This is a genomic window from Bdellovibrio sp. HCB2-146, assembly GCF_047345725.1.
Lineage (GTDB): Bacteria > Bdellovibrionota > Bdellovibrionia > Bdellovibrionales > Bdellovibrionaceae > Bdellovibrio.
In genome coordinates, this window is sequence record NZ_JBLEQP010000002.1 from 1,399,813 (window position 1) to 1,420,033 (window position 20,221).

General features: G+C 44.9%; 21 protein-coding genes. 9 read left to right on the forward strand and 12 right to left on the reverse strand.

The features are described from left to right. Positions 1–46 precede the first annotated feature (46 nt). Together ACLWOR_RS17680 and ACLWOR_RS17685 are read left to right on the forward strand one after the other, a co-directional pair. Positions 47–2,053 carry an alkyl/aryl-sulfatase gene (locus ACLWOR_RS17680; protein WP_413942142.1) on the forward strand — a complete coding sequence of 669 codons (2,007 nt, stop codon included), beginning with the start codon at positions 47–49 and terminating at the stop codon, positions 2,051–2,053. Positions 2,054–2,061: 8 nt separating this feature from the next. Next, positions 2,062–2,865 (forward strand): hypothetical protein, encoded by an 804-nt coding sequence (locus tag ACLWOR_RS17685; protein WP_413942143.1) that lies wholly within the window; start codon positions 2,062–2,064, stop codon positions 2,863–2,865. A 35-nt stretch (positions 2,866–2,900) separates the two neighbouring features. Here the strand turns inward: ACLWOR_RS17685 and ACLWOR_RS17690 are convergent, their stop codons facing one another. From ACLWOR_RS17690 to ACLWOR_RS17710, 5 genes are all read right to left on the reverse strand, one after another. Then, positions 2,901–3,662 (reverse strand): DsbA family protein, encoded by a 762-nt coding sequence (locus tag ACLWOR_RS17690; protein WP_413942144.1) that lies wholly within the window; start codon positions 3,660–3,662, stop codon positions 2,901–2,903. Positions 3,663–3,688: 26 nt separating this feature from the next. Then, positions 3,689–4,690 (reverse strand): M56 family metallopeptidase, encoded by a 1,002-nt coding sequence (locus ACLWOR_RS17695; RefSeq protein ID WP_413942145.1) that lies wholly within the window; start codon positions 4,688–4,690, stop codon positions 3,689–3,691. Then, positions 4,687–5,082 carry a BlaI/MecI/CopY family transcriptional regulator gene (locus tag ACLWOR_RS17700; RefSeq protein ID WP_413942146.1) on the reverse strand — a complete coding sequence of 132 codons (396 nt, stop codon included), beginning with the start codon at positions 5,080–5,082 and terminating at the stop codon, positions 4,687–4,689. Before ACLWOR_RS17700 ends, ACLWOR_RS17695 begins: the two co-directional genes overlap by 4 nt. Positions 5,083–5,186: 104 nt before the next feature. Continuing rightward, positions 5,187–6,488 (reverse strand): hypothetical protein, encoded by a 1,302-nt coding sequence (locus ACLWOR_RS17705; protein WP_413942147.1) that lies wholly within the window; start codon positions 6,486–6,488, stop codon positions 5,187–5,189. 35 nt (positions 6,489–6,523) lie between these two features. Further along, positions 6,524–7,660 (reverse strand): hypothetical protein, encoded by a 1,137-nt coding sequence (locus ACLWOR_RS17710; protein WP_413942148.1) that lies wholly within the window; start codon positions 7,658–7,660, stop codon positions 6,524–6,526. Between the two features lie 532 nt (positions 7,661–8,192). On the opposite strand from ACLWOR_RS17710, the gene ACLWOR_RS17715 reads away from it, so the two are divergent. After that, positions 8,193–8,837 (forward strand): carbonic anhydrase, encoded by a 645-nt coding sequence (locus ACLWOR_RS17715; protein WP_413942149.1) that lies wholly within the window; start codon positions 8,193–8,195, stop codon positions 8,835–8,837. Here the strand turns inward: ACLWOR_RS17715 and ACLWOR_RS17720 are convergent. Continuing rightward, positions 8,830–9,762: a glycerophosphodiester phosphodiesterase gene (locus tag ACLWOR_RS17720; protein WP_413942150.1), complete on the reverse strand. Its 933-nt coding sequence runs from the start codon at positions 9,760–9,762 to the stop codon at positions 8,830–8,832. The two genes, ACLWOR_RS17715 and ACLWOR_RS17720, sit on opposite strands and share 8 nt — an antisense overlap. 135 nt (positions 9,763–9,897) lie before the next feature. On the opposite strand from ACLWOR_RS17720, the gene ACLWOR_RS17725 reads away from it, so the two are divergent. From ACLWOR_RS17725 to ACLWOR_RS17745, 5 genes are all read left to right on the forward strand, one after another. After that, complete coding sequence (locus tag ACLWOR_RS17725) at positions 9,898–11,136, forward strand: multidrug effflux MFS transporter (protein WP_413942151.1); 1,239 nt, start codon at positions 9,898–9,900, stop codon at positions 11,134–11,136. Positions 11,137–11,206: 70 nt separating this feature from the next. Next, the gene (locus tag ACLWOR_RS17730; protein WP_413942152.1) at positions 11,207–11,416 is read left to right on the forward strand and encodes a hypothetical protein; all 210 of its coding nucleotides are present in this window, start codon (positions 11,207–11,209) and stop codon (positions 11,414–11,416) included. Positions 11,417–11,511: 95 nt separating this feature from the next. After that, a complete protein-coding gene (locus tag ACLWOR_RS17735; protein ID WP_413942153.1) occupies positions 11,512–12,573 on the forward strand; it encodes an NAD(P)H-dependent flavin oxidoreductase in 1,062 nt (353 codons plus the stop codon). Between the two features lie 91 nt (positions 12,574–12,664). Continuing rightward, complete coding sequence (locus ACLWOR_RS17740; protein ID WP_413942154.1) at positions 12,665–12,949, forward strand: hypothetical protein; 285 nt, start codon at positions 12,665–12,667, stop codon at positions 12,947–12,949. A gap of 222 nt (positions 12,950–13,171) precedes the next feature. Then, entirely contained in the window at positions 13,172–13,741 is a 570-nt protein-coding gene (locus ACLWOR_RS17745; RefSeq protein ID WP_413942155.1) for a TMEM165/GDT1 family protein, read from the forward strand. Here ACLWOR_RS17745 and ACLWOR_RS17750 read toward each other — a convergent pair. The 4 genes from ACLWOR_RS17750 to ACLWOR_RS17765 all read right to left on the reverse strand — a co-directional run bounded on the left by ACLWOR_RS17750 (position 13,738) and on the right by ACLWOR_RS17765 (position 16,698). Next, on the reverse strand, positions 13,738–14,217 hold the full coding sequence (locus ACLWOR_RS17750) for a GreA/GreB family elongation factor (RefSeq protein ID WP_413942156.1): 480 nt from the start codon (positions 14,215–14,217) through the stop codon (positions 13,738–13,740). The genes ACLWOR_RS17745 and ACLWOR_RS17750 overlap by 4 nt on opposite strands. Positions 14,218–14,276: 59 nt before the next feature. After that, positions 14,277–14,804 carry a peroxiredoxin gene (locus ACLWOR_RS17755; RefSeq protein ID WP_413942157.1) on the reverse strand — a complete coding sequence of 176 codons (528 nt, stop codon included), beginning with the start codon at positions 14,802–14,804 and terminating at the stop codon, positions 14,277–14,279. A gap of 109 nt (positions 14,805–14,913) precedes the next feature. Continuing rightward, complete coding sequence (locus ACLWOR_RS17760; protein ID WP_413942158.1) at positions 14,914–15,933, reverse strand: hypothetical protein; 1,020 nt, start codon at positions 15,931–15,933, stop codon at positions 14,914–14,916. After that, positions 15,934–16,698: a TIGR02147 family protein gene (locus ACLWOR_RS17765; protein ID WP_413942159.1), complete on the reverse strand. Its 765-nt coding sequence runs from the start codon at positions 16,696–16,698 to the stop codon at positions 15,934–15,936. It abuts the gene before it with no gap. A gap of 203 nt (positions 16,699–16,901) precedes the next feature. Between ACLWOR_RS17765 and ACLWOR_RS17770 the strand changes: the two genes are divergently transcribed. Continuing rightward, positions 16,902–17,393: a hypothetical protein gene (locus ACLWOR_RS17770; protein WP_413942160.1), complete on the forward strand. Its 492-nt coding sequence runs from the start codon at positions 16,902–16,904 to the stop codon at positions 17,391–17,393. Between the two features lie 68 nt (positions 17,394–17,461). Here the strand turns inward: ACLWOR_RS17770 and ACLWOR_RS17775 are convergent, their stop codons facing one another. Then, the gene (locus tag ACLWOR_RS17775; protein ID WP_413942161.1) at positions 17,462–18,025 is read right to left on the reverse strand and encodes an outer membrane beta-barrel protein; all 564 of its coding nucleotides are present in this window, start codon (positions 18,023–18,025) and stop codon (positions 17,462–17,464) included. 17 nt (positions 18,026–18,042) lie between these two features. Continuing rightward, on the reverse strand, positions 18,043–20,082 hold the full coding sequence (locus ACLWOR_RS17780; RefSeq protein WP_413942162.1) for a hypothetical protein: 2,040 nt from the start codon (positions 20,080–20,082) through the stop codon (positions 18,043–18,045). Positions 20,083–20,221 lie beyond the last annotated feature (139 nt).

The window sequence follows — 20,221 nt, forward strand, 5'->3', positions numbered from 1 at the left end:
TCTCTTTTGCCGCATGTGAAAAGATGTGGCATTCAAGGAGGAATGAATGAATCTTTTTTGTTTACCAGTGGCTTTTATCACAGCCCTCTCAATGTCGGCTTACGCAGTCGAAAAACTTCCCGCGCCTGGTACGGCCACTTCATTTACTAAAAAAGCAAATCAGGCCGTTCTAAACGAGCTGAATTTTTCTGACCGCGAAGATTTTGATCTTGCCACCCGAGGACTCATTGCAAAATTGGCCAACCCAATAATTAAAACTTCAAGGACGCCCTATGACACCGAGGCATTTAGTTTCTTAGCAAACAAACCTGCACCAGATACCGCAAATCCGAGCCTCTGGCGCCAGTCCCAACTGACATCTCAAAGTGGTCTTTTTAAGGTCTCAGATAAAATCTATCAAATCCGTGGGCTTGATATTTCAAATATGACTTTGATCGAAGGAAAAAGTGGTTGGATCGTCATCGATCCCCTGAGCTCTGTTGAAACAGCTGCGGCAGGAATGAATCTAGTAAACGAAAAACTCGGAAAACGCCCAATCTCAGCCGTCATTTTCACTCACAGTCATGCTGACCATTTCGGTGGCGTTTTGGGAATCCTCACTGCTGAAGATATCAAAGCAAAAAAAATTCCGATCATTGCACCTGAGCACTTTATAGAAGAAGCCGTGAGCGAAAATCTTTTTGCAGGCAATATCATGAGTCGTCGCGCCACATTTATGTACGGAAACTTTCTACCCAACAGTCCAATCGGAAATTTAGGAACAGGTCTGGGACCTGGGGTATCTGACGGAACCCACTCCATAGCCGTACCAACGAAACTCATCACGAAAACCGGAGAGAAAATGACTATCGATGGAATTGATGTCGTTTTCCAAATGGCACCTGGAACGGAAGCGCCTTCTGAAATGCTCTTCTATTTTCCGCAACTCAAAGCTCTCTGCCTCTCCGAAGACACCGTCGCGACCATGCATAACTTGTACACTCTTCGCGGAGCCAAAGTTCGCAGTCCCCTGGTTTGGTCTAGCGCGCTCTCAAAAACGCTTGAAATGTTTGGCGATCAAGCCGAAGTTGCTTTCGCGTCTCACCACTGGCCACGTTGGGGTAATGCAAAAATTCGCCAATACATTACCGATCAGCGCGACATGTACAAATTTATCAATGATCAAACGCTTCGACTTGCCAACCAAGGTTATGACGCAGAAGAGATCGCCGAGAGAATCAAACTTCCAGATTCATTGGGCAAAAAATTCTACAACCGGGGATACTACGGTTCTTTGAATCACAACGTCAAAGCAACCTATCAGCTCTACCTTGGCTTCTTTAATGGAAATCCAGCGACTCTTCATCAACATCCAAGAGTGGAAGCTGCGAAACGCTATGTTCAGGCAATGGGTGGCCCCGCAAAGGTTCTGAAAATCGGAAGAGAAGCTTTCAACAAGGGCGACTATCGCTGGACTGCTGAAGTCGTGAATCATTTGGTTTACGCAAGTCCAACCAACAAAGATGCCATTCAGCTCCAAGCCGCAGCTCTTGAGCAACTGGGTTTCCAGGCTGAATCAGGTCCATGGAGAGATTTTTATCTTACAGCTGCCAAAGAACTTCGCGATGGCAAAACGAATATGGCTCCGCCAGTCGTGGATCCGGGATCGTTGCCCCTTGCGATGTTGTTTGATTATACGAGCCTTCGCATCAATCCCGAAAAAGCCAATGGTAAAACCATTCGTCTCGGTCTGAATACGACAGATACCAATGAGAAATACAGCTTGGTCTTGAATAATTCCGTTCTGGTTTCCTCAAAGGCACTTCCAAACGAAAAATTTGATAGCGTTCTTGAAGTAAAATCGTCAGCGGTCGGTAAACTTCTCTCAGGCATGGAAACCCCTGAACAAATTCAAAAAGCAGGGCTTCTGAAAATTTCAGGTAAAACCCAATCCATCAACGAATTGGTCGCAATGCTTGATACATTTGACAATCGCTTTAACTTGGTAACGCCGGTTGAAGAAAGAAAAGTTCCAAGCGAAAAACCGATTGCTGAGCTCAGCAGCAAAGATTAGGAGAACACATGAGAACTCTGCCTGAAAAATGGATAAGCCGCTTACTGATTGCGATACTGCTGCCGCTCACGGCTCAGGCCGAAGTCAGTACAGAAGACATGAATAAATCCAACAATCCACTCACGCCGATGTTTGGTTTGAATTTTCATGACTATATCACCTCTTCCATTTTTGGAACAGATGAAGAGGCGAATACCTTCTATCTGCGCGGAGCACTTCCTCATAAATTGGGAGGTGCGCCGCAATTGGCCCGCCTCTCGATTCCCTATCAATCTGTACCCGGTCCTGATGGTGACAAAGTCACGGGAATGGGGGATATGAATTTGTTCGATATATTTTTACTTCCAGGTCATGGCGGTGAATTTGAATTGGGAGTCGGTCCCTACTTTGTGTTCCCAACAGCCTCCAAAGATGAAACCGGCGCTGGTAAATGGCAAATTGGTCTTTCTGCAACAGCTATCAAACCAAGTCCTTCAGGTATGGTCGGGGCTCTCTTAACATATCAACATGATATAGGTGGAGATGCCGATCGTCCTACTCAGAATATTGCGACTCTGCAGCCGTTCTTTATTCACAACTTGCCAAATGCATTTTACTTTCGCTCTGCGGGAATCTGGTTTTTTAATTGGGAAACCGGCGACTACAATATGCCGGTGGGTGCGGGCCTTGGGAAAATTTGGAAGACAGAAGGAGGTACTGCCATCAATCTTTTTGCGGAACCTCAATGGACCATTGCACATGAGGGCGATGGCGCTCCAAACTATCAAACCTTTGTGGGTCTGAATATGCAATTTCCAATGAATGGGCCTTAAGAGCTCAAGAAATTCCGGCAGCCTCGTCCCCCTTTTTAGTTTTTAAGAGTTTCGCCAATAACCCGTTCAATTTCTTCAAATGGCTGAGCTCCGTGCAAAGCCACCCCATTCACCAGGATTACGGGTGTTCCTGTAAAACCAAACTTTTCAAATTCGGCCATATCACTCTCGATACGCGCCGTGACCTTTTCTGAATTTAAATCAGTCGCCAATCTTTTCATATCGACGCCCAATTTCTTAGCGGCGTCTTTAAGAAAAGCATCGTCTCGCATGCGACTTTGATTCTCAAAAATATATTCGTAATATTTTAAAGCTTTGGTTTTGTCCTGCAAAAATACGGCTTCGTAATAACGGGCTGCGGGCTCTGCTTGTTTATGAAAGCTAAGTGGCATGTTCTTGTAATAGAACTGAACTTGTCCTTTATATTTCTCTTTGATCTGCTTCAGACTTCCGAACGCAGCTCCGCAGGCTGGACATTGAAAGTCGGCATACTCAACAATTGTGATTTTAGAATTTGCGTCGCCCACTAACTGACGACCTTTTTCTAAATCAGGCTTCAACGGATTTTTTATTTGCTCCTGTTGTTGTTGGCGCATTTCGGAAAGTTGCTTTTGTTGCATTCCCTCCTGAGCCTTTCGTGCAGCCCGATTCACTACTTCGATAAATTGCTCCGGATTTTCTTCGATCACGTCAAAGACAAGCTTTGGATTCTTTTTAAGGTAATCGGCAATCTGACTTTCTTTCGTTGCACAGGCCGTGAAGACAAAAAGAGGCCCTAGAAGCAAAAGCTTCTTCATAAAAATCTCCTTTTCAAAATTGTTAATTACTCACACTTATTGCTTGTTTCAGGAGGCGCCTTGAACAAACTCTCAATTATTTTTTCATGTTGCACTTGATAGCACATCATTTCTTCATTTGCTAAAACCTCGGTTTGAATGGAAGCAAATGCCTGCCCCATGCCGAATCCCCACATCAATAGCAACGCGATGACCGAACCTACTAGCTGTAGCTTGCTGGATGAATGTTGGTTGTACAGGTTTTGAATACGCGCATGCATCTGTCGGTATTCGGCAGATGCGCCTAAAGTTACTAAGGTTGGCCCCTTGATGATGCTTTCACGATGCGCATTTACTAAAGACTCACAGTAACCTCGGATATCAAAGCCATGAAGCTTTACGACTGCTTCATCCGTTGCCATTTCAACCGCCAAAACACGAGAACGGGAAAATAGATAGGCGATTGGATTAAACCATGCCAAGCGGAGTGCGACAAGAGCGAGGAGATTCCAAAACCCATCCCGCATTTCGACGTGCATGCGTTCGTGAGCCAGTACATATTTCAGTTGCTCTGGCATTTTCATGAAGTTCTCTGGAATTAAAACAATCTGTTTAATAAATCCGAACGTGGATGGTGCAAATCCACTCTTCATCACAAGAATATCGCCCTCAGATCGCAAAGATTGCGCGCGAACTTGCTTTTGAAAAAGTGCGACTTGAATGACATCTTTAAGGAGAAACGCAGCGACACCCAATAGCCAGGCCCCAGCCGCCACACGGGTCACCGCATAACTTCCGGCGTGCTCAGCAAAAAGAGCGAAACATCTCCTCTGCAGTTCTTGATCGACTGTCAAAAGCAATAGCGCAGTTGCTACAATCGACACTAAAAAAGTTGCCACCGTGGCCTGCGCCCAATTTCGAAAGTACTTTCCAGAGACTCGCTTCAAAAAAATCTGAGCAAGCAAGAATGCACCAAATACAAAGGTTGAAGACAAAGCCACAAAAACAAACATCTTCCAGGAAAAATCCAGGCTGCTTGAAAAACTCATCGGCCCTTCCCTCTGTTAGACTTGTCAAAGTCCGCGATTATATCGCGAAGTTTTTCAATTTCGTCCGCCGACAAATTTTTCCCGCCAGCAAAATAATTGAGTAATGGAGAAACTGAACCACCCAGAGTGCGCTCAACAAACTCAGCGACCTTGCCTTTCATGACAAGACCGGTATCGATTTTCTCGGAGTAACGAAAAACTCCATCGACCTTTTCACGCGACAAAAATCCCTTGTTACGAAGTCGTTCCAGAACAGTGAGGATTGTTGTTCGAGCCAAGCCCTTTTCTTGTTCAAAGTGCGCGGCAGCCTCTCGTACAGAGACTTGTCCTTGGCTTGAAACAAAGCGAAGAATTTCAATTTCTTGTTCACCCAGGCTTGGCAAAGACTTCATCAGACCCCCGTAACTACAAATGTAGTCTACTTTAACTACGGCTGTAGTCAACTTTTCCTCAAGTCCAGTCCAGAACTGAGACGGTCACAATGTTGGGAAACAGTTTATGAGCGGCTGAGGTTTTTAAGGTCAGCTAACAAGTTGATCTGACCATCCTTCACTTCCAAAAGAGCTGGAGCACCCACCGCGAGAACTTCATCATTAAATCGTTTTGCCAAACGACGCAGGCGATGGAAGTAAGATTCGTTGTATTCAGCTTCGTAAATCTTTTCCGTCAGCTCTTCCAAGCTCATTGATTTCTGGGATGAAAGATGGCTAAGAAGTTCATAGATTTTCTTTTTACTAGTGAGATTCAAGTGAAAACGATCATTGATCACCAGTTTCATATCCTCAGTTAAAACTGCAGAGAGTAAATGTGACGACGTTGACGGCAAAAGACCCTGCCATACTTGACGATCTTTAGGCGTGAACCCAAGAAGAGTCAGCTCAATTTGTCTTTTCAAAACCACAGCTTCCTCATTTGAAACCAAATTCATAGTAAGTGCCAAACTCGCGAGACGAAGAAAATTTCCAACCGGCATTTCTGTCGCCAATGAAAGCCACGGAACCTGATCGACTCTGGTTTTTAGCGCAAGATTCTTTAAACAAGCCTCGTAAGGTCCTACCGGAGTGAGTTGGGCGAGGGCGTGCACCAAGGACTCGGGTAAAGCCTCTCCCGTTCGCATGATGAGGTCGCAAATATCAAAATAAAGAAGAGCTTGATCTTCTTTCCCTATCTCATAACGGTCAATAAGCTCTTTTAGTTGCGACCAAGTTGCTGGCCCCAACAAACTGACTTCGGCTAACGATAATGCATGCAAGATTTCAATTTCTAAAGTGGGCGCGAGCTTGCTTCGTAAGGCAGGTTTCAAATCTCGATAATATGTCGTAAGCTCTGGCCCCAATGGATAGAGGGCTAAAAGTCGAACGATGTTGATGCGAGCTCTTAGAATCAACTCGATATCTGAACCTTCGAGGCATTCCATCCAATAGCTCAAAGATTTTTGCAGATCGCCTGTTTCTTCAAAAAACTTTGCTAACATCATGCGAGTCTTCGTTAGACTCACATCGCTGATTTGCTTTTGAAATTCACGTAAGAGGTTTTCAATTTTTTGTAGAGTTAAAGCCCATAAACCGTACTGCTGAGTCAGGTAATAACAAGCCGCTAGATCACACCACAGGCCCAAGTGCTCACCTTTTTCATGAAAGCAAAGCTGAATGGCTTCAATGGCGCTGTAGTATTCACCTTTTTGCAACATCTCTTTGATACGCAGATGCACCAGCACGCGTTTTTCAGAGTGCGACACGGCTTCCTTTTCTCGTTCAAAAAGAAACAACTCCAGCTGACCTTCGGTCAACCGTTTCATACCTGTTTGAAAAAGGATTTCCAAAGGATGTGACGTCATATCTGCGATCTCAACTTGTCAAGTTTGACTGCTTTGTTGGTTTTCACATCTCTTTTAATACTGTCATAAATATTTTTAGTATTGCGGGGATCACGCGAAAGGCGCTCGCGCATTTCTGGACTCCAACCGCCCGTCACTTTTGGACGAGGACCTGCTGCGAACAGACTGTACACAGATTTCGGAGAAAACAAGGGGCGCGCCATATAAGTACAGAAGGTAACGGTTTGATTTCCATCCTTGAACTTCAGTTTGTCATCCAAGACTTCGGCAATGGCGTTGTCCATTCCCATATCCTCAGCATTCTTTGCTACCATGGACGCCATCATGTCCATAAAACCCATATTTTCGTTTTGAACTGTCAGTTCTGGGTTTCTGCGCAAGGATTCATAAATCGATAAGAAGGCTTGCTTGCAGTTTTCATGATAGCGAAGCTCAAAAGGCTTATCCTGATCGCCTCCAATAAACAACCGTTCTGCCATCGTTGCACGTAGAGCCGCGAAAGCAAAACTAATCTGACGATGAGTCGCAATGTTGAAACGCTTTTGAATTCGTTTTTCTTCGGATGATAAATTTCCGATATCAATGATGCGAGTTCGACCCACATCGTATCCTTTGTTTTGGTAAAGGAGATATGTCGAATACACCATATTGGTTTTGCCATCGACACTAATTGCGAGTTCATGAGCGAGAACATGACGGAGTTTTTCACGCGAAAAATTCTCATCAACGAAAATCACCGTTTTATTATCGAAAGTGGTCCAGCTTTGAATCGGGCTTTTCCCTTCAGAGTCATAGGCCACGTAAAACTCGCGCTTAAAAATTTTCGGTACAGTTCCCTGGAATCGATTTTCACCTCGATATTTGGCACAGGCATTAAAGATTTCAACGGAACGATTCGCGCTGACCCCCGTCATCATATAAGTGATAGCTGGAGACCACATCAGTTCGCAAAATTGTGAAAATTGAGTGTTGATAAGGAGATCTTCAGTCAAGTCTTCGATCTCACGAAAAAACTCACTATCCTCGCTTAATTGATAAATTTGATAGCGATCCATAAACTCATTGGCTAAATGAGCTTGGGCATGACAGGCAAAAAATGAAAGTCCCAAAATGAGACAGATAAAGTTCTTCATTCTTTGATTGCAAATGCAAAGGCCTTTCCAATCCAAACGCCGTTTATTCATTCTTAAGATAGATCAGGCAGGCCTCGCGCAAAAAGCGTCACGACTCTGTCTGAATCTCTGACGCTTGATGGGTTTACTTCACCTTCTGTCGCGTAATAAAGGTACGCATCGTCCTTGGCGTTATGAGCAGCCTTAACTTGGCATCTGAAAAATGAGATGAAACTTGCGGGCCTAAATAAAACCATCTTTTTCATAAAGGCTCCCAGTTGTTTGAGTTACCAGCAAGTTTTAACGGCCCGTCGCAGAATGGACCTTGAACTTCTCTGAACTCTTGCACCCCGTGGCCAACCCTCGCCCTTTCCGACTTAAAAGTTCTTTTATTGCAGTAACTTAGGTGAGCCCCCGAGCCCGTCTGCACCCGATAAATTTTTCCTAATAAGCCCAAAAGACCCGTCCAATCGCATTATAGGATTCAGATTTTTGTTGGACTCTGCCCCAGAAAGATTTAAAAAAGAGGTCCATTTCTTAGACGAGGACACCAATGATCAACAAAGAACTTTTGCGAATGGTAGTGGGTTTTAGACGCTTCCGCGAGCGCTTCTTTGCAGAAGAAAACTCCGTCTACACCCGCCTTGCAAGCAGCGGTCAAAGTCCGAAAACTTTGATGATTGCCTGCAGTGACTCCCGCGTCGATCCCGCTATTCTTTTTTCAACTTCGCCCGGCGATATCTTCGTTGTTCGTAACGTTGCAAACCTGGTTCCACCGTTTGAATCTTCTATTGGCTTCCACGGGGTCAGTGCGGCTATTGAATTTGCAGTCGTGAACCTACAAGTTGAAAACATCGTGGTTCTGGGACATCGCCAATGCGGCGGCATCAGATCTCTCTTCCAACCTGAAAATATCAAGGCTGGTGGATTCGTTGCTCAATGGATGACGATTGCTGATGAAGCAAAAAAAGCGGTTCTTGCAACGGCAAAAACTCAGGATGTTGATACTCTTTGCCGAGAGTGCGAACGCGCTTCCATCGTGATTTCTCTCAAAAATCTTCGTTCATTCCCGTTTATTGAAACGGCAATCCGCGACAGAAATCTCCAATTATTGGGCGTATATTTTGATTTGGAAGATGGGCACTTGTCTGCTTACGACAACGCATCAGATTCGTTCCAAGATATTCAAGTTACTTAGTCTTCTCGTATTTAATATAGTCATGAAGCAGGCTGGTGATAATTCCATCCATGTTCAAGGATTTGGCGAGAGCAAATTCCGAAGCCTGCGACAAAGTCCACACAGCAAAAATCTTATGTGGATAAAGCGCTCTCATTCGTTGAATATCCTCAACGGAAGATGCCATTAAATTGAATGCTAAACCATCATTATCGAGCCACGCCTCTGGAGCGGCCAATGCCGTCTTAGCCTCGTAGGTGATCTTTAAATACTTCATCGCACTTAAAACGCGGAAGCGAGGATCTGCAGGCTGCAAACCCTTAGCAACTCTCCAAAGCTTGTTGTGTGCATTTAGATCATTCACGTAGATAATCAAATTCGAGAAGCAATTGAAAGTACCTCCCAGATCAATCCCGCGCGCACAATGACCTTGAGGATCTAAACGCAGCAGTTCTTCCGCGAACTCGAGAATTTCATGTTCCTTGATAACAGGTTTCACATCCAAAACAAGGCCCGTGCGTGTCCAACGCATCAAACTTAAAGTTTCAGCGAGAGTGAGCACCATTCCGCGATCGACGGGAAGATTTAAATAGCGACATTCGTTACGGAGATAGGAAAAAGTTGTTGTTGCAATTGCAACTTCACCTTGAGGACAGTGAACGCTGCGACCTGTATTCTCATCATGATGAATGACGAAGGACCCGTCGCGCGTACGGCGTACATCCATCTCGACAAAATCTGCACCGGCTTTTGAACCCCCCAAAAAAGCGTCCATGGAGTTTTCTGGATAGACCTGCTCATCTCCCCGATGGGCCACGACAAACACCTTCTTAAGAGGTGCTTCTGAACTCAAAGTCGCTTGCTGCGGTTCTTCACAATCAAAGGTGAAGCCGAACAACCCGACTAAAGCCGTGACGCAAAATGAGGAGATCGCCGATTTAAACATAAGAAGCTTATCGCCACGTTTGCGTCAAAACTAAACGACTTTTTACTCAGGCTAGCACATGACTTGACAATAAAACTCTTTATGTGCTTATTATAGTTACATTAAGTCACTCTCGTGACAGATTCGAAGGCTCTCTTGAAATCAAACCAAAATAAAAATGCTTTGTTGATCCTTATTTTAGGAGCTTTGACAGCTCTCAGCCCATTTTCTATTGATATGTACCTTCCCGCATTTCAAAAAATGGCAACCGCCTTCGGCACAGGTGTTTCCGAAGTTTCTCTCTCTTTATCAAGCTACTTTGTCGGTCTCGCTGTGGGACAATTATTCTACGGTCCTCTGCTTGATCGCTTCGGGCGCAAAAAGCCACTCTATGTGGGTCTTGTGCTTTACATACTGGCGACGATTGGTTGTTTGATGTCAACTTCCATCGAAGGTTTGATCGCCTTTCGCTTTTTGCAAGCCATTGGGGGCTGTGCTGCTAACGTCGCATCTGTTGCCATGGTTCGAGATCTTTTCACTGCCAAAGAAAGCGCGAAGGTCTTTTCACTTCTCATGCTGATTCTAGGTGTCTCTCCACTCGTAGCGCCGACAGCTGGTGGGTATTTAGCTTCTGTCTTCGGCTGGCAAGCGGTATTCATCTCGCTTGGAATTATTGGCGCTTTGATGCTTGTCGTGTCTTTTACTTATCTCCCAGAAAGTCACAAGCCCGATGCCTCACAATCTCTGCGACCAGGGCCCATCATTAAAGACTATCTTGAAATTCTGAAAAATCCGCAGTTCTACACTTACACATTCGCAGGCGCTTTGGCTTTCTCTGGTTTGTTCGTTTATGTTGCCGGTTCACCCATCATATTTATGGAGATATTCCAGGTCAGCGAACGTACGTACGGTTGGATCTTCGCAGGACTTGCGGTGGGCTTCGTTGGTGCAAGCCAGCTCAATCTTGTTCTGCTTAAAAAATTCAGCAATGAACAAATCCTCCTCGGCTCGCTTATGATTTTAGTTATCACGGGGCTCAGCTTCTTTATTGGGGCTTTCAACAACTGGTACGGTATTGGCGGAACAATTGGGACTCTTTTCTTATTCTTATCATGCGTGGGACTGGCAAATCCTAACGGCGCGGCCCTCGCCCTTGCTCCATTTGCAAAAGACGCTGGCAAAGCTTCGGCTTTAATGGGATCGCTGCAAATGGGAACGGGCGCTCTGGCCTCGGTGGCCGTGGGAGTTTTAAAAGCACAGCAGATTTTTCCTATCGCCGCCGTGTTCGCTAGCTCTGCACTTCTCGCCTTAGGTATCCTGATATTTGGCAATCGTCGAATGACAGAAAAGGTAGAAGTCAGCTCAGACGAAACGAGCGCTGCGATAGCCCACTAAAGCCCAGCTGAACCCTAAATGCGAAGGACAAAAATAGATGTTTGCATGAAAATAGGAAGAGGAGGTTTTTATGAAAGCCAAGAAAAATCCCCAAACTCCTGAAGGTCATATTTTAGATACGGATCGTGCTCACAAAGAGCGAAGCTATCAAACAACCCGTGATCGACAAAACCTTCGCCAGTCTACAAACACCAACACACATAATTTCAAACGCGAAGATCTCGGTTTTACCAATAGAGACACGCGAGGTTACGACAAACAACACAAAGGCAAATACTAAACCTTAATTAAGCTCCACTGTGACTCTCGCAAATGCGGATTCACGGTGGACCGCTTCTACTTGCAACTTTCAGTAGATCAGAGAATACTTTCTGTATGAGTTCGTTTGCGACATCACTCACACAACAATTTCAACTACGCCTTCCCCTGTTTCTGGCTCCGATGGCCGGAGGACCTACAACTCCGGAATTAGTTGCTGCCGTCAATGAAGCAGGTGGCCTGGGCTTTTTGGGTGTCGCTTACATGAAGCCCTCTGAAATTGAATCAACCATCCAACGTCTTCGCGCGCTTTCTTCTCGACCTTTTGGAGTGAATCTCTTTATTCCCTCACCGGATCCAATACTCACCCGTGAGCAAATCCAAAATGCAGTTCATGCAACAGAAAAATTTCGCCAAGAACTTCACCTGGGCGAACCCCATCCGCAACCGCCCTATTCAGAAAATTTTGATCAGCAGTTTGAAGTCGTATTAAAAAACAAGCCGACAACATTGAGTTTCACCTTTGGACTTCTTGCCAAAGAATACATACAGGAATGCAAGAAACAAAAGCTGCATACGATTGGAACAGCGACGACTCTGGAAGAAGCGCAAATGATTGCAGATTCAGGAGTCGATGCCATTGTTCTGCAAGGATTTGAAGGTGGTGGACATCGTGGAATCTTTGACACAAATGTGGATGATCCCAACATCTCAGCCTTAGAATTGACTAAAATGTGCGCGGCTAAAATCAAGCTTCCGCTGATTACTGCCGGCGGCATCATGAATGGTCGCGGAATAGCGGATGCGATTAAAGCTGGTGCTTCCGCTGCGCAATTAGGGACGGCTTTTCTCGCCTGCACAGAAGCGGGAACGTCCAAGCCCTACCGAGATATTCTTTTGAAAAACAGTCCTAAAATAACTCGACTGACTCGCGCTTTTTCGGGCCGCCTCGCTCGCGGAATTGAAAACAGATTTATGCTAGAAATGCAGCAACATTCTGATTCCATTCTTCCGTGGCCCGCGCAAAACGTATTCACGCGTGATCTTCGCAAGGCGAGTGCCGAACAAAACTCTCCTGATTTTCTCTCTCTGTGGGCTGGAACTGGAGTCAATTCTCTGCGCCCGATGAAAGCAGCAGATTTGATAGAGACACTCTTATCTGAGCTTCACAACGCTTAAGGGTCCTGAGCATAGCTCATTTAGTTATCTCATTTTGGGAAACTCTCAAAATCGCTCTCTATGCTTTCATTGGCAATCCGATAAGTAAGGTATGAAGAAGCCTCTATCGGTACTTTTATTGTTAGGCCTTTCTAGTAGTTTTCTAGCTGCTTGTTCGCTTGATGCGAGCATCGAGGCAATAAGCGAAATCACCGCTCCTTTCGTCGCTGCCAAAACTTCAGGATTAACCTCGGGTTCCAGCCAAACAGGTACAGCCACTGGTGGATATTACGTGCAAAGTACTGTTGGTAACTACATGAATGGGATCGAGCAAGGCACAGTCGAAGGCGACTACAAAGTCTATAGCTCTGTTCAAGGCGCTCTCGTTTCTCAGTAAATTCTCACTTGACCAAATAAATTCTAACGCTTAACTTGGGCCTCGTTAGGGAGTAGCTAACCAGATTTTTTCTGGGTGTGAGATCGACAAACTGGCATCAAAAGCCCGGTCTTACAGTAGGTCAACTATCAGCGAGACTGACACTGGTGTTTTATTAACAAATGCCGTGTCGTCTGCTATTTCCGCAAACCTCACGGCCAATTTTTTACGGAGTGAGGTTCCATGAGTGCAATCCTTCAATCTTTTCTTCTCGTCGCAATCACCGAAATGGGTGATAAAACGCAGCTATTGGCATTAGTTTTAGCGAATAAATTCAAACGACCTTGGGTGATCTTTGGCGGTATTTTTGTCGCGACGATTTTGAATCACTATCTCGCCTCTCTTTCTGGATACTGGCTTTCACAGTACTTCTCTCAAGAAACCATCAACTGGGCCTTGATTGCGATCTTTGTTGGATTTGCTATTTGGGTTCTAATTCCCGACAAAGAGGAAGAGTTGGGATCTAAGTCCCTCGGTGGTCTTTTCGTCATGACGATGGTGACTTTCTTCCTTGCCGAAATGGGCGATAAAACTCAATTAGCCACGGTCGCTATGACAGCGAAGTTTGATAGCGTCCTGTACGTTACGATTGGCTCAACACTGGGAATGATGTTTACGAACGGAATCGCCGTTTTCTGGGGTGACAAACTTCTCAAATACATTCCCATGCATTGGATGCGTCGCTTAGGAGCCGGAATGTTCCTCTTCTTCGCCCTGTCCCTCTTACTAAAAAATCTAAAGGTGATTTCTTAACTAACGGATAAAATTTCGTATTCTTTTTCGGTATTGCCGATTTCGACCAGGGCCACATCGCCCGCATGAAGCCCTAAAAGAGTTTCACCTAAAGGCGAATTCGGCGTGACGATTTGAATCGACATGCCACCAAATTCAAAATTCAAGCCGCCACCTTTTGACATAATGAAAAGATAACTACGGCGGCCCTCTAACTCGACTTCAACAAGCGCTGTCGAAGAAATAGGATCATCGGCTTTAAAGGATTTTGGTTGGACAAAACGATAAATTGAAATCAGTTCTTCAATTTCAACGACACGTTTAGATTGCGCGCCCGCCAAATAAGAAGCCTCAAGCGCGCGGGTGTCATACTCATTCTCCGGTTTGCTTTCCTCGTTTGTAGCAGCTTCTCTGGAAATCTTTGCGGTTTCCTTTGCTGCTACAAGGTCTTTTTCAAGCTGAGAAATAATAGTTTCAATGAGTTTCTTCTTATCCATACCTGCTCAAAGCTTAAGGGCATTTGACAGGAAGAACAAGAAGGAACTCCGTCTTCAGGCTACTTGGTGGACTTTAATTTCGTAATTTCACCGGCAACGCGTTCTGCGTCCATCGCCGGATCCACGTCTTTCTCAAACCAGCGGATTCTGAGGTCAGGATCAACGATAAAAGTCCAACGCTTAGAAACTTTCATCATCGGCATTTTTGCGCCATATTGCTCAATCACTTTTCCGTCAGGATCCGCGAGCAATGTGAAGTTTAAACTGTGCTCTTTGTGAAATTTCGCCTGATCTGCGACAGTATCAGCACTAATCCCATAGACCTCAGCACCTTGATTGCGAATTTTATCGATAGAATCACGGAACGCACAGGCTTGTTTCGTGCAACCAGGTGTTCCCGCTTTTGGATAGAAATAAAGAACTGTCCATTTCCCTTTACGGGCCGACAAATCGAAGTCTTCACCGGTTTGAGTTTTAGATTTAAAAAGAGGAGCTTTGTCCCCAACCTTTAGCTCTGCTGAATGCGCAAATTCAAGATTCATAAAATTTAAAACCACCATTATTAAGAAAAAGAATTTATTGATCATCTCATGTCCTCCGCAAAAGCATCTCGCTCTATTGTGCAGAGGACTTCAATCTTCGTTCAATATTTTTCTTAATATCGCTCTCCCCGTCATTTAGGAAGAGCGTGGGGTGCTACCATACATTCTGAAGCGGATTAAATGGCAAGCGAATGATTTTCCACCAAGGGTCTTTAAACTGCTCAACAACAAGCGAACCAGGAACAAAAACCCAAGCTTGCTTTGATTCAGATTTACGAATGCGGAATGTAATGTTCACTTTGGAATCATTATTACGAATCCAGATGTTTGATTTATAAACGCAGTTATTAGACACGCTGCCGGTGATGGTGACCGTAAAAAAACCATTTTTCTCTTTCAGCTTTGCCCAATGGACATTGTGCAGAATCGAGGCCACCGGTTTTTTATTTGCCAGCTCCAAATCTGGAACAGGGAGAATCGGAATTGGAATCGTAACACCGACGCATTGAACTTCATCCCGATATTCTTTGCTGATGTCGATAATGTCATTTCCGACGTTGATCAAAACTTCAGGAAAAGAAGACACCAGGTTCGGGTTAAATACGGTCGCAGAAACTTCCGAGTTCCACGGCATCATCGGAGTTGAGATAAATTTATGCTGCAACATCAAAGAGGCACGCACTCCAATAAGATCTAACTCTTCGTGTGAGTAGTTACCAAAGTGATGCCCCAGTTCGTGGATCAACACGGCAACAGCTTCAGGAATTGTCATCGGATCATATTCGTTGGCTTCATTCTTAGTATAAAGAAGGTCTGAATTGATATAGATCGGACTTCCCACAGTGCTGCCGGTTTTAGCTACACGAACCAAACCATCGATAATGAAAGATCCTGGGACTTTCTTTTCAGAAGCAAAGAACAATTGTTTTGCCGCTTTTTCAGCCGGTAAATTTTGAAGAATAGTTTCTAACAAAGCTTTTTGTGAATCGTTCAGCTTGCAAGACTCTGACTTTAAGCACATCTGAATGTAGATATCGAGCTTCTCAAAAGCATACATCACATTCTTCTCAGCAAGACCACCACCATTGTTCACAAGGTCGCCCCCGCGCGCAAATGCAGTTCCGAATACGAAAGTGGCCACAAGACTTATAATAAGGCAGTTCAACTTCATCATTTAGTCCTCCGATGATGTCTGAAGCTTAGTAAGAGGAAAAAGCTGAAAAGAGAGCGTGTAGACTTCAGACAGATCCCCCTCTTCTAGCAAACCGGCTATCTTTTTTCGAGTTTTTAGTAGGATTTCCTTCGCCTGTGGCAATTTTTCCGGGTTGATAGCCATGGTTACGGAACCAAATTCTCGTGTCGGCACGGGATCTCTATGTAAAGATTCCTCTGCCAAGCGCAGGTTTTGGCTATGATGCTTTCTAATTGCAGCCGACGGAATCTCATTTGACGTGGTCAGCGGTTTTGCCGTTCGCTCTAAGCGATTGCCACGGGTTTTCTTAATCAGTTCCAACCTGAATAAACGCTCTAGTGCCACCTCAGCATCGTCAACCCGAATATTTAAGCGCTCTGCAATCCATTCAGGTTTTGCGGAATTCGTTTTCAATTTCGCTAAATTCATAATGGCGAGGTAATGCCAATCAGCGATCAAACGAAACGTGTCTTCATCTAAAGTTGTTCGATCATCTATTTCTGTACGAGCGGCCGTTGCTTTATAATGGGCCCACAGCACTTCTCTCTCAAGAGGAGAAACAGACAACTTCTCCATCACTTTTTGCACATTTGTTTTAGAAAGAGAGCGTCGTCCCGCCAGCACATCCGACAGAGTCGTCACACCGACACCCAAATCTCGAGCAAAAGCTCTGATGGAATAAGCGGAATTTCGCATCTGACGTTTCGCCAATTCCTCAATTAATAGATTTTTTACAGTTGTTTCCATGGCGCATTAATAGCTCAGGATCTATTTAAATGCAAGCTCGCGGGACACTTTGTCCCGAGTTTTCATATCGGGACAGTATGTCCCGACTTGGGGTAGACAGCGAAAAAGTTCTGGAATATTTCTTATCTCGTACCGCGATGAGCGGAAACGAAAGAAAAGTAAGAAACAACAAACTAAAACAACCTTTATAAGGAGAAATGAAAATGAAAAAACTATTTGTAGCGATCGCGTTGGTATTGGGTGCAGCACAAGCTCAAGCTTATACAGCTCCAGCATGGGGATGTAACTTGTCATTCAAAGGTGTCGCTCACGGTTTCAAAGTGATCTTAGGTAAATATGAATACAACGGTCACGGTGATTTGACTTGCATCAGCTTGAGCGGTCAAAAAGTTCAGTACCCAGTGACAGTAACAATGAAAGCAGCTCCATTGTCTGCTCAAGTTGCACTTGGTCGCATGGAACTTTCTGGTCAAGCTGCGGAAATCGCTTTGTTTGATTCAAATCCAGAATCAATCTTGGGCACTTACTACGTAGCTCAAGCTCAAGGCGCAGTTTTGGGTGGCGTTGGTATCATCACAGCAACTCGTGTAGACCTTCCAGAAATGGCTTTGAAAGTGTCATTGCAATTTGCAAAAGGTCTTGGTGTCAACCTTGGCATCAACCGCATGGAAATCGCTTTAGATCAAAATCGTTAATCTTCCCCGTTTAACGACCTAAATAAAAAAGGCCCTGAATTCTTATGAGGAGGATTCAGGGCTTTTCCTTATTCAAACGAATATGTCAGATTTAAACCTGCGGCTCGGAAGTTTCCGATACCACGAGCAACTGATGTGTTTGCGCCATCAACATAAAAATTAAATCCAAACTTTGGTGTGAACTTATACATCACACCGAAAACAAACGGGAACAGCGGAGTGTTCACATCTGAAACTTTGCAGTTTGAATTGCCTGAGCAATCCGATGCGACACTGATGGCAACATGAAATCCTAAATAGACGCCCACGTTTTCTTTCGGCTTAAAGAGCAAATCAAAAGGAATATCTAGATAATCAAACGTAAAATCAATTGTCTCTCCCGTTATGTCATTCTCGGATTGTACAGGACGTCTCGTGTACAATAGACCCGTTCTCCAATGAGCCACGCCGCCCTCAAGAGGCAAATGATAAAAGCCCCCGACTTGCCATCCGGTTTGAGAGTTCGCTGAGATATTAAGGCCACCGACATCAGCTGCTTGTTGGCGAACACCTAACTCCAAACCGGCATCTTGTGCAGCCTGCGCTTGAAGTCCCCCTAAAAGTGCCATCGCAATGAATAATTTTTTTATCATGCAGTCTCCTTTAATTTTTATCTTCTAAATCCGCCACCGCCGCCACGGAATCCCCCAGCTCTCATTCCTCCACCACCATGGAGATTGCGATTGATATCAGCTTGAGGTCTGCTTCGTTGAGCGTCGTATTGGCGATTTCCCATTTCACGTGATTGATGCATTTGTTCGAGCTGTGGCGTATCAGGCTTTTGCACAGGATCCCAGGTTCCTGGTCCCACATTACGCTGCCACTCACCCTTTCCGGTACGGCGATAAACTTGTCCATCGTGAGCTGTATAAATTTCTCCGCTACCGTGAGCACGATAAAACTTTTGATCTCCGATTTTATTAACTGTTACTCCACGCCCACCCGAACCGGTGATGACTGTATGTCTGCCCCAATTGGTATAAGTATTTCTGACATCGATATCGACATAGATACCTCCGTAACAGCAGTAGCCTCCACCCCACGGATACATCCAAGATCCCCATGCAAATCCCATATAAAATCCAGCGCCGTAATCCCAGCCATATCCAGCCCCGTATCCATAAGTCGATGGAGCCGGATACCAATAAGCGTCCGTCACGTAAGATGGATAGAAATAGCCAGTCCCATACACGATAGTGCCATCTGCAGAGACATAGGTTCCGTGATATCCAGGAGTGTATCCAACAGTGACGTAGTCTCCACTCGCGCCATAGATATGAACGTAAGTGACGTAGTATAAAGGTGATGATGATGGAATTTTATAGATTTGCTCAGGCACGACGGTTGCGACATTCCAAGGTCCCAGACCCGCAGAGGAAACAAACCAAACCCCGTCTTGAACTGCATAAAACTGTTTGTCCGTAACTTGAATAATAGGTGTGTTGCAATTGGGAGCATACTTAAGATCCGTTCCCGTGATACTTTCCCATTTTTGTTTTCCGTCACATTCAATAGGCTTTGGCTTTAAATCTTTTTTGACTTGCGCCATCTGCGGAATGCTACTAACAATTTGCCCCTCTTTAGCTTGAGGAGTACCCGGAACCGAAACCAGAACTTCAGCCACCGGACTCGTCACGGGAATCTTTTTAAAGTCAGCAGGTAACTTTGTTCCTTCGACAAAACGCCATGGCCCCGCCAAGCTCTGAGACGAAAACCAGCGGCCGGTCACGAGTACGAAATAATCCTGGGACTTTGAGTCCATAAAAATAGAATTCGGCGAGTTGGACATGTAAAGCAGACCCGTACCCTGAACTGCTTGAAACTTCGGCTCACCCGAACTTTGCAGAAGCTCGGCTGGTTTCGTTGAAAGAATAATGTCGGGTACCTCACCCGGTGGATAAACGGATTTTCCTTCCGCGGTCTTTCCGGCAATTGGATCAATCTTTTTTTCTTTAACCAGCTCATCCTTAATCATCACAAGCTTCGATGAAGGTTCCTTATCAAGCTTGTAAGGACCCATTAACTGTTTAGCGGTAAACCACTGCCCTAAGGCCCACAAATAGTAGTCCTTATCTTTCTCATTCAAGATCAAGGCGCTTGTGTTCATAACTCGTTTTACTTCCTTAGCTCCTTTGGACTCTCCCCAAACGGGATCACCCGAAATCATGATGAGAATGCTAGGACGCTTGGTGTAGATAAAATGAGGTGGTTCATTTTTCAATTGCGGGCGCGCTTCCTCCCCGATCTGAATATTCAAATTGTTTACTAAAGTCTGATACGGTACCTGCAATTCTTTGCCTTTAAGAAGCACTTGAATGTCTTCTTTCAAAGTTTGTGGGCTGGTTTTACCCTGCGGCAGTTGCACATCGGTCACAACAATATCCCGAATCGTGACCACACCTTGATCTTTCGATATCAAAGCTTTCGATTTTAACGAAAAACTGCCATAGACATCTTTTTTGTCTTCGTTGAGCTTAAAGGCCGACTGCACAGTCAAGGCATCCCCTTTGAGGGAGTCCACCTGAGGCTGATAAATGGTGATCTTTTTTTGAGATCCCAGATCAAACTCTCTTGGCCACACTGCCGGCGCTTTGTCTTGAGCAATTGAAATTTGCGAAACAAACAAAATGATTAAGATTAGTTTTTGCATAGTCAAAGGCTACTGATTGCCAAACTAATTAACAAAACGGCTTTAGCAAAATTGTTGAAAAACCCTATCTCCATAATTTCTGACTAGACCCGACCCTATCGGTGGCCTTTGTTGCTTTGTCTAGCGGCAAAAAACTGCT

Bases quoted from the DNA above. Each gene is read 5' to 3' on its own strand.
- ACLWOR_RS17755 (WP_413942157.1), bottom strand. From the start codon at position 14,804: ATGATCAATAAATTCTTTTTCTTAATAATGGTGGTTTTAAATTTTATG.
- ACLWOR_RS17695 (WP_413942145.1), bottom strand. From the start codon at position 4,690: ATGAGTTTTTCAAGCAGCCTGGATTTTTCCTGGAAGATGTTTGTTTTT.
- ACLWOR_RS17780 (WP_413942162.1), bottom strand. From the start codon at position 20,082: ATGCAAAAACTAATCTTAATCATTTTGTTTGTTTCGCAAATTTCAATT.
- ACLWOR_RS17730 (WP_413942152.1), top strand. From the start codon at position 11,207: ATGAAAGCCAAGAAAAATCCCCAAACTCCTGAAGGTCATATTTTAGAT.
- ACLWOR_RS17705 (WP_413942147.1), bottom strand. From the start codon at position 6,488: ATGAAACGGTTGACCGAAGGTCAGCTGGAGTTGTTTCTTTTTGAACGA.
- ACLWOR_RS17765 (WP_413942159.1), bottom strand. From the start codon at position 16,698: ATGGAAACAACTGTAAAAAATCTATTAATTGAGGAATTGGCGAAACGT.
- ACLWOR_RS17750 (WP_413942156.1), bottom strand. From the start codon at position 14,217: ATGGATAAGAAGAAACTCATTGAAACTATTATTTCTCAGCTTGAAAAA.
- ACLWOR_RS17775 (WP_413942161.1), bottom strand. From the start codon at position 18,025: ATGATAAAAAAATTATTCATTGCGATGGCACTTTTAGGGGGACTTCAA.
- ACLWOR_RS17685 (WP_413942143.1), top strand. From the start codon at position 2,062: ATGAGAACTCTGCCTGAAAAATGGATAAGCCGCTTACTGATTGCGATA.
- ACLWOR_RS17680 (WP_413942142.1), top strand. From the start codon at position 47: ATGAATCTTTTTTGTTTACCAGTGGCTTTTATCACAGCCCTCTCAATG.
- ACLWOR_RS17700 (WP_413942146.1), bottom strand. From the start codon at position 5,082: ATGAAGTCTTTGCCAAGCCTGGGTGAACAAGAAATTGAAATTCTTCGC.
- ACLWOR_RS17760 (WP_413942158.1), bottom strand. From the start codon at position 15,933: ATGATGAAGTTGAACTGCCTTATTATAAGTCTTGTGGCCACTTTCGTA.
- ACLWOR_RS17690 (WP_413942144.1), bottom strand. From the start codon at position 3,662: ATGAAGAAGCTTTTGCTTCTAGGGCCTCTTTTTGTCTTCACGGCCTGT.
- ACLWOR_RS17740 (WP_413942154.1), top strand. From the start codon at position 12,665: ATGAAGAAGCCTCTATCGGTACTTTTATTGTTAGGCCTTTCTAGTAGT.
- ACLWOR_RS17745 (WP_413942155.1), top strand. From the start codon at position 13,172: ATGAGTGCAATCCTTCAATCTTTTCTTCTCGTCGCAATCACCGAAATG.
- ACLWOR_RS17710 (WP_413942148.1), bottom strand. From the start codon at position 7,660: ATGAAGAACTTTATCTGTCTCATTTTGGGACTTTCATTTTTTGCCTGT.
- ACLWOR_RS17770 (WP_413942160.1), top strand. From the start codon at position 16,902: ATGAAAAAACTATTTGTAGCGATCGCGTTGGTATTGGGTGCAGCACAA.
- ACLWOR_RS17715 (WP_413942149.1), top strand. From the start codon at position 8,193: ATGATCAACAAAGAACTTTTGCGAATGGTAGTGGGTTTTAGACGCTTC.
- ACLWOR_RS17720 (WP_413942150.1), bottom strand. From the start codon at position 9,762: ATGTTTAAATCGGCGATCTCCTCATTTTGCGTCACGGCTTTAGTCGGG.
- ACLWOR_RS17735 (WP_413942153.1), top strand. From the start codon at position 11,512: ATGAGTTCGTTTGCGACATCACTCACACAACAATTTCAACTACGCCTT.